5 protein-coding genes are annotated in these 6,796 nt (G+C 69.9%); 2 read left to right on the top strand and 3 right to left on the bottom strand.

What is annotated here, in order from left to right; all coding sequences use genetic code 11:
* Positions 1-138 precede the first annotated feature (138 nt).
* Positions 139-1,584: a hypothetical protein gene (locus V5A20_RS12545; RefSeq protein ID WP_332316396.1), complete on the bottom strand. Its 1,446-nt coding sequence runs from the start codon at positions 1,582-1,584 to the stop codon at positions 139-141.
* A 186-nt stretch (positions 1,585-1,770) separates the two neighbouring features.
* Here V5A20_RS12545 and V5A20_RS12540 point away from each other — a divergent pair, with 186 nt between their 5' ends.
* Complete coding sequence (locus V5A20_RS12540) at positions 1,771-2,613, top strand: glycosyltransferase family A protein (RefSeq protein WP_332316397.1); 843 nt, start codon at positions 1,771-1,773, stop codon at positions 2,611-2,613.
* 17 nt (positions 2,614-2,630) lie between these two features.
* Here the strand turns inward: V5A20_RS12540 and V5A20_RS12535 are convergent, their stop codons facing one another.
* Together V5A20_RS12535 and V5A20_RS12530 are read right to left on the bottom strand one after the other, a co-directional pair.
* Positions 2,631-4,139: an oligosaccharide flippase family protein gene (locus V5A20_RS12535; protein WP_332316398.1), complete on the bottom strand. Its 1,509-nt coding sequence runs from the start codon at positions 4,137-4,139 to the stop codon at positions 2,631-2,633.
* Entirely contained in the window at positions 4,136-5,302 is a 1,167-nt protein-coding gene (locus tag V5A20_RS12530; protein ID WP_332316399.1) for a glycosyltransferase, read from the bottom strand. The genes V5A20_RS12535 and V5A20_RS12530 overlap by 4 nt, the downstream gene beginning before the upstream one ends.
* A gap of 233 nt (positions 5,303-5,535) precedes the next feature.
* Here V5A20_RS12530 and V5A20_RS12525 point away from each other — a divergent pair.
* Positions 5,536-6,796: capsule assembly Wzi family protein (locus tag V5A20_RS12525; RefSeq protein ID WP_332327479.1), on the top strand; the 1,261-nt coding region annotated here is incomplete at its 3' end.

The raw sequence follows: 6,796 nt of genomic DNA, 5'->3' as shown, positions 1-6,796 counted from the left end.
TGGCGCCGTTGCACAGGTTGCACACGCCGTCGAAGAGCACGACGGCGTGGTCGTCGGTCGGGGGAGAGGCGGCGTCGGTCACGAAGGTCTGAAGGCGCGTCGAAGATCCATGCGGAGGGGCGACAGGACGGCGCGGGGCTACCAGCCGACCACGAACCGGATGAAGCCGTTGTCGAATCGCTTCTTCTGGTAGTCGGGGCCGGCCTTGTAGTGGTGGTCGCCGTCGAGGTCGTAGTTAATGCCCAGCTCCACGGCGCCCCGGCCGAAGCGGTAGCCCACGACGCCCGACACGCGGTAATTGCTGGGGGCGAGGCTGTACCAGTGGTTCGTCCATTCGTTGCCCATGATCCAGGGCTGGGGGCCCATGCGGCGGGACATCGCCAGGTACCCGAGGCGGCCGTACCAGCCGCCGGCCGAGGGGACGTAGGCGACCTGCACCCGGTAGTTCTTCCGGTACTCGGTGTAGTTCATGGCGCGGCCGATGGTGGAGAGGTCGAAGTTTTCGCCCCGGTTTCGATCGTAGTAGTCCTCCAGAAAGAACCACGCCTCCCCCTGAAACGGGCCCCAGGAGCCGATCAGGAAGGCCCCGCCGCGCTGGAAGCGCTGGGCGGAGCGGTAGTCGCTCGTGACGGCGGAGCGGAGCCCGAGCCGGTCGAGCGTCGACTTGTCGCGCTGCACGAGGAGGCCGCCGGTGACCGGGCCGGTGCTGTATTCCACGAGGGCCCCGACGTAGTGCGCGGTCTCCCGGTCGAGGTAGCGGTGGTCGGGCTCGAGCTGCGACTGCACCCGCAACTCGCTCGACGGCTGCCAGCCCACGTGCAGCTCGGCCCGGAGTGGAAAGCGCGCCGGCGTCTGGAGGGTAATCTGCCCGAGGAAGGGGTGTCGCTGGTAGGACCGGACAAATTCCTCGTCCTTCTCCGAGACGCCGAGCGTCTGGAAGATGAGGTCGTGGTACGCGTCGAGCACAGTGATCTCCGCCCGGGCCCGGCCCGTCTGCGCGGTGCCGTACTGGTAGTAGAGCGAGGCGTCGAAGTCGGGCTTATACTGGGAGATGGTGTGGCGGGCCCCCACGTGGTGCCGGCCTGCGACGCGCCAGTCGTAATTGAACTCGATGAGGGAGCGCTGCGCCGTGGCGTCCTGTCGAAGGTGCGCGTCGACGCGGAGCGTGTGGTCGGGGGCCAGCGCCGCGGTGTGCTTGATGTCGGTCACGAACGCCCACTCGGCCCGCACGATGCTGCCGGTGCGCAGGCGCAGGCCGCTGTCCATGCGGGCCCACGCCGTGCTCTCGAGCGGCGAGAAGCGGTAGGTCGTCATGTCGAGGGCGTACTCCCGGTCCATCGGCGGCGTGATGTGCCGAAAGACGCCGCGGTCGTAGGTGAGTCCCCCGAAGGCGAAGCGGCGGTCCAGCAGGGCCGTACGCCGCCGGTCGGCCCACCCGCTGAGGGTCACTCGGGGCGAGGCGGGCGCCGGGGCTGCCACGTCGGCGGCCAGGGTGGAGTCGACGACGAGTTGCGCCCGGCTCGAGACGGGCACGAGGCACAGAACGAGAAGGGAGATCGTGAGGAGCGACGAGACGCGAACCATCGACGACGGAGGTTGGGAAACAGAGTACGGACGCTCGGCCTAACGGACGACATGAGAGGAAGTCCCAGATGCAGGTGGCGCGGAGCAGGTGCTTAGTCGCGACCGCACGCGGCTCGGCACCTGAGGGAGCCCGACCCGTACAGCCCACGATTTCGCGCCAGAGCCTCCTTCGATTCGTCCCGAACCATGTCGTCGTCCTCCCGCGGCCCAAAGGTCAGTTGCCTCCTCGTGACGGCGGACCGGCCCCAGCTCATTCGGCGGGCGCTGTGGTGCTACCAGCAGCAGACGTACGACAACCTCGAGCTGGTCGTTCTCGACAACGGCGCGGAGCCGGTCGAGCCCGTCGTGCGCTCGTTCGACCTGCCCGGCGAGGTCCGCTACCACCACGTCGAGGACAGCTCCAACCTGTGGATTGGGGGGCTCCGCAACCGGGCCCTGGAGGTGGCGACCGGCGAGGTTGTCGTGCCGCAGTGGGACGACGACGACTGGTCTCATCCCGAGCGCATCGAGCGGCAGGTTGAGGTGCTGCGGCGGGGGTACGACGTCTGCACCTTGCAGGGCACGCTGATGCACGTCCACGACCCGGACTATTTCCATCATCCGTTCATCGGCATCCTGCCGGACGGGGTTCCCCCCACCATCATGCACCGCCGGGACCCCGAGATCCGATACCCGAACATCCGGCGCACCAGTGACACCGAGTACCTCAACGACTGGCGGAAGAAGCGGGCTGCCATCCTGCCCCGCGAGGCGTCGTACCTCTACCTCCGCTACTCGCACGACGGCAACCTGTGGGGGACCGACCACTTCCTGCGCCGCGTCCGCAACACCCCGAAGGACCTGCTCCTCTACGCCTGGCACCGCTACGTGCGCGGCAACCTCTTCGACCACCCGCGCTTTCAGCTCACGGACCGGATGCGGAGCGCCTTCGTGCGCTACCTGGAGGACTCGCTCCGGTACGACCTCTTCGAGACCGAGAGCCTCTACGCCCCGCCGCGTTCGTCCCGGACGCCTGTCTCCGTTGCCTGAGTCCGCCCGGGCGGCCCCTAGCCCCCCGGCGCCTCCCGCAGGGCGGCGGGCCGTCGCGGCAGGCGGCCGGCCAGCGCGACGAGAAGCCCGCCGTAGAGGAGGAGGGCCCCGCCCAGCACGGCGAGACGGCCAAGCAGCGACGCGTCGAGGGCCGGGTAGGTCCACAGGGCCAGGCCGATCCCCACGCCGACGAGGGCCCCCGCGAGATGGGGCCGGTAGACGGCCCGGAGCAGCAGCCGGGTCTGCGCGACCACCCACGCCTCCACGAGCTCCATGATGGTCTTGAGCACCGTGGCGGCGGTCGAGGCAAGCGCGGCCCCGAGCGGGCCCAGGACGGGGATCAGCCAGACGTTCAGGAGCGCGTTGGCGAGGGCGGTGGTCGCGCTGTTGAGCAGGTTGAGCTGCGAGTGCCCGGTCATCACCACGATGTTGCCGGCGAGGCCGACGCTGCACTGCAGGTACGGAATGGGCAGCAGCGCGAGCATAAAGACGGCGTCCATCCCCGCAAACTTGGGCGAAATGAGGCGCAGAATGTCGGTCCGGAGGAGTGCCACGGCCCCCAGGGCCGGCACCGCGAGCGTCGCGATCCAGCGTGACGTCTTGGAGAAGAGGGCGGAGAGCTCGGAGGCCCGTTCCTGCCGGTGCAGTCGCACGACGTGCGGGACGAAGGCGTTCGAGAAGACCTGCTTGACGTTGAGGAGCTCGCGGACGACCCTCGCCCCGGCGCCGTAGAACCCTGTCGTGGCCGCGCTCACCCCGAACATGCCGAGCATGATGACGTCGATGTTCGTGAGGAAGCGCTCCAGGGTCATGTTGAGGTTTTGCGGGAGGGCGAACGCCAGCATCTCGCGGTCCAGCTCGAAATCGCGAACCGCGTCGAGGAGGGGCCGCCAGGCCAGCTCGCGGGTGTAGATCCACAGGGCCAGGCCGCCGAGGAGGCCCTGCGTGGTGAGGTACGCCAGGGCGAGACCTGTCGTCGTCGGCATCCAGGCCCAGAAGGCGGCGGCCGCGCCAAGGAGCGTGAGGGGGCGCAGGCCGCCGTTCGCGATCGCGTCGTACTTCATAATCTTCAGGCCCTGGGTCGCCGCGATCACGATGCGGTCGAACGCGAGGACCGGCAGGGCCAGCACCATGACCTGAAGGGCGGACACGAGGCGCGCGCCGTACTCCTCGTAGAGAGCGGGCAGCACCCACGGGCCCGCGGTAAACCCGAGCAGGATGAGCAGCGCGGCGAAGAGGAGGCTCCACCCCAGGGTGTTGGCGAGGAGCTGGTAGAGCCGGTCCCGCTCGTCCTCGTAGTCGGCGTGGCGCGCCACCGACAGCAGGGCCCCGTCCTTGAACCCGGCCGTGAGAAACGCGAGCGCCATCTCGATGAACGACGTGGCGGTGATGAAGACGCCGAACACGTCGGCCCCGTACAGGCGGGTCACGAGGATCAGGAAGGAGGGCCCGGCCATCTTGCCCAGCGTCCCGAGGACGTTGACGAGGGCCCCGCGCTGCAGTTCATGTTCGATGCGCTCGGTCATCGTGGGCCCGCCGGGCGGTCCCGCCGGATCTGATCGTAGTGGCGTTCCAGTGTGCGCACCTGCGCGTGAAGCTCAAACTCCCGCTCCATCTTTTCGCGGGCGGCCTGTCCGAGCCGGCGCCGCAGGGCCGCGTCGTCGAGGAGGCGGCCGAGGGCGTCGGTGAGGGCCTCGACGTTCCGCTCGGGCACGAGGAGGCCGGTCTCGCCGTCGTCCACGATCTCGGGGAGGCCGGCGTGGCAGGTGGCCACGACGGGCACCCCGCAGGCGCCCGCCTCCTTTGCGACGGTGGGGCTCCCCTCCCGGTCGTGGTTGCGGGCCACGACGCTCGGCACGAGGGCCACGTCGGCCCGGGCGAGGCGGCCGGCCACCTCGGCGGGCGGCCGCACCCCCGCAAAGGTCACGCGGTCGCCGATTCCGAGGTCGCGGACCAGGGCCCGGCACCGCCCCTCCCGGGCGCCGTCGCCGATGAGGGTCAGGTGAGCCGCGTGCCCGGCGCCGAGCGTGTTCGCGAACGCGCGGAGGGCGTAGACGTGCCCCTTCTTCTCCGTGAAGCGGCCCACCATCACGACCGACGGCACCTCGTTCTCGTGCTCGACCGGCCGGAAGCGGTCCAGGTCGACGCCGTGGCTCCACACCTCGATCGCCTCGGGGCGGCCGCTCATCTCCCGCACGAACGCGGCCAGCTCTCGGCTCACGCACAGCATGCGGTCGGCCCGGTCCATGATCGTCTGCCGGAGGGCCAGGTAGCGCCAGTTCTTGGGGTTGTAGCGCTGGGTCCCCAGCAGGACGGAGACGTCGTTGCCCCAGAACGTGACGACGAACGGGAGGTCGTGCCGCAGCACGTAGGGCAGGGCGTAGACGGCCGTCGTGCCGAAGTGGGCATGGAGGAGGTCGTAGTCGCCCCGCCCGAGCATCCGGTCGAATCGAGGCCAGTACCCGACGTTCTCGTAGATCCGCTGCCCGAGCCAGGTGGTCGGGTGCACGACGCGCTCGTACGGAAACCGGTCGGCGTTGCGGCGCTCCTTGCAGAAGACGTCGACGGCGTAGCGCTCGTGGGCCCGAATTTCCTCGTAGATGAACGTCTGGGAGTACGGCAGAAACCGATCCGCGAACAGGGCCACGCGTCCGGCACTCGGAGGGTCGGGCGCGTCGGTGCGGGGCATCGGCGCGGGCGATCGGCGAGAAGAGCGAGACGGAGGCCCACCGGCCTCCCGGAGCCCCTCTATTCGGAGCGGACGGACGTGTGCCCCCACGTCTGGGCCTCGGCCACTGCGGAGGCTCAACATTCACCGTCATTTCGCTCGTTCACGGAAGCATCTTTTGGGAAGAGTCCTTCAAGGAGATGTCGAGCCGCCGAGTTGCACGGCGTCCCCTACCGCCTCCCCGATCCCCCACCATGCACAATGTGCTCCTCAATCGAACACGGAGACGAACCGCGGGGGCCCTCGCCGTACTGGTGCTGTGGATCGGAGGGCTCGCAGCGCCGCTCTGTGCCCAGCCGACGCCGGACCGGGTCGAGGTGGAGGTCGGGGCCACGGGCACAACCGGGTCGACGGTGCCGTTCTGGCTCCACGCCGGCACGGACGGGACGATCGGCGCCGCCTCGTCGGGCGGGCGCCTCCGGCTGCGGGCCGAGCGGAGCCTCGCCTCGGAGGGCACGTGGGCGGTCGGCTACGGCGCCGAGCTTCTCGGCCGCGCCTCCGCCCGCGAGACGGTCTTTTTCCCGACCCTTTACGCGAGGGCCCGCTACCGCTTCCTGGAGCTGCGGGTCGGGCGCAGGGCCGAGACCGTCGGGGCGGTCGCCGAGGGGCTGACCTCCGGCTCGCTCGGCCAGAGCCGCAACGCCACGCCCATCCCGAAAATTGTGCTCTCGACCGACGGGTACACGGCCGTGCCGCTTACGCGGCGGTGGGTCGAATTCAAGGGCCGCTACGCCGACGGCCTGCTCCCGGACGACCGGTTTGCCGAGGGCGCCTACCTGCACCAGAAGACCTTTTACCTGCGGGTGGGCACCCCCTCGCCGGTGCAGGTGTACGGCGGGCTCGTTCACAACGCGATGTGGGGCGGCACCGCCCCGGACCTCGGCCGCCTGCCCCAGTCGCTGAACGACTACGCGCGGACCGTCGTCGCCCTTACCGGGGCCGAAGATGCGCCCCGCGGGGAGCAGATATACATCCAGGGGGACCACTTCGGCGTCATCGACGCGGGCCTGAGCGCCGAGGTCGGGCCGCTGCGGGCCCGGGCCTACCGCCAGTTCGTCTACGAGGACCGCGACAACCTCAAGTTTAAAAGCCCGCAGGACGGGCTCTTCGGGCTCGCCCTCACGGACACGCGGGTCGGCCGCCTCGTCGACCGCCTCGTCTACGAGCACCTCTACACGAAGTGGCAGAACGGACCAGTGGGGCCGAATCCGAGGAATCCGCGCGGCGGGCCGGGGGGGCGCGACGACTACTACAACCACTACATCTACGAGAGCGGGTGGACGCTCTACGGGCGCACGGCGGGCTCCCCCCTGCTCACGCCGTTTGGCCGGGACGCCGCCGGGGTCGGGATCGCCAACAACCGCGTCGTCGGGCACCACCTGGGCGTGGCCGGGCACCTCGGCGTCCTCGACTACCGGGCGATGGCCACCTATACCCGCAACTACGGCACGTACG

Origin of the sequence: Salinibacter sp. (assembly GCF_036626415.1) — a bacterium.
In the GTDB taxonomy this organism is placed as follows: Bacteria; Bacteroidota; Rhodothermia; order Rhodothermales; family Salinibacteraceae; genus Salinibacter.
The sequence above is the reverse complement of the archived record's forward strand: the minus strand, read 5'-3'. Positions and strand labels throughout refer to the sequence as shown.

Bases quoted from the DNA above. Each gene is read 5' to 3' on its own strand.
- V5A20_RS12530 (WP_332316399.1), bottom strand. From the start codon at position 5,302: ATGCCCCGCACCGACGCGCCCGACCCTCCGAGTGCCGGACGCGTGGCC.
- V5A20_RS12540 (WP_332316397.1), top strand. From the start codon at position 1,771: ATGTCGTCGTCCTCCCGCGGCCCAAAGGTCAGTTGCCTCCTCGTGACG.
- V5A20_RS12535 (WP_332316398.1), bottom strand. From the start codon at position 4,139: ATGACCGAGCGCATCGAACATGAACTGCAGCGCGGGGCCCTCGTCAAC.
- V5A20_RS12545 (WP_332316396.1), bottom strand. From the start codon at position 1,584: ATGGTTCGCGTCTCGTCGCTCCTCACGATCTCCCTTCTCGTTCTGTGC.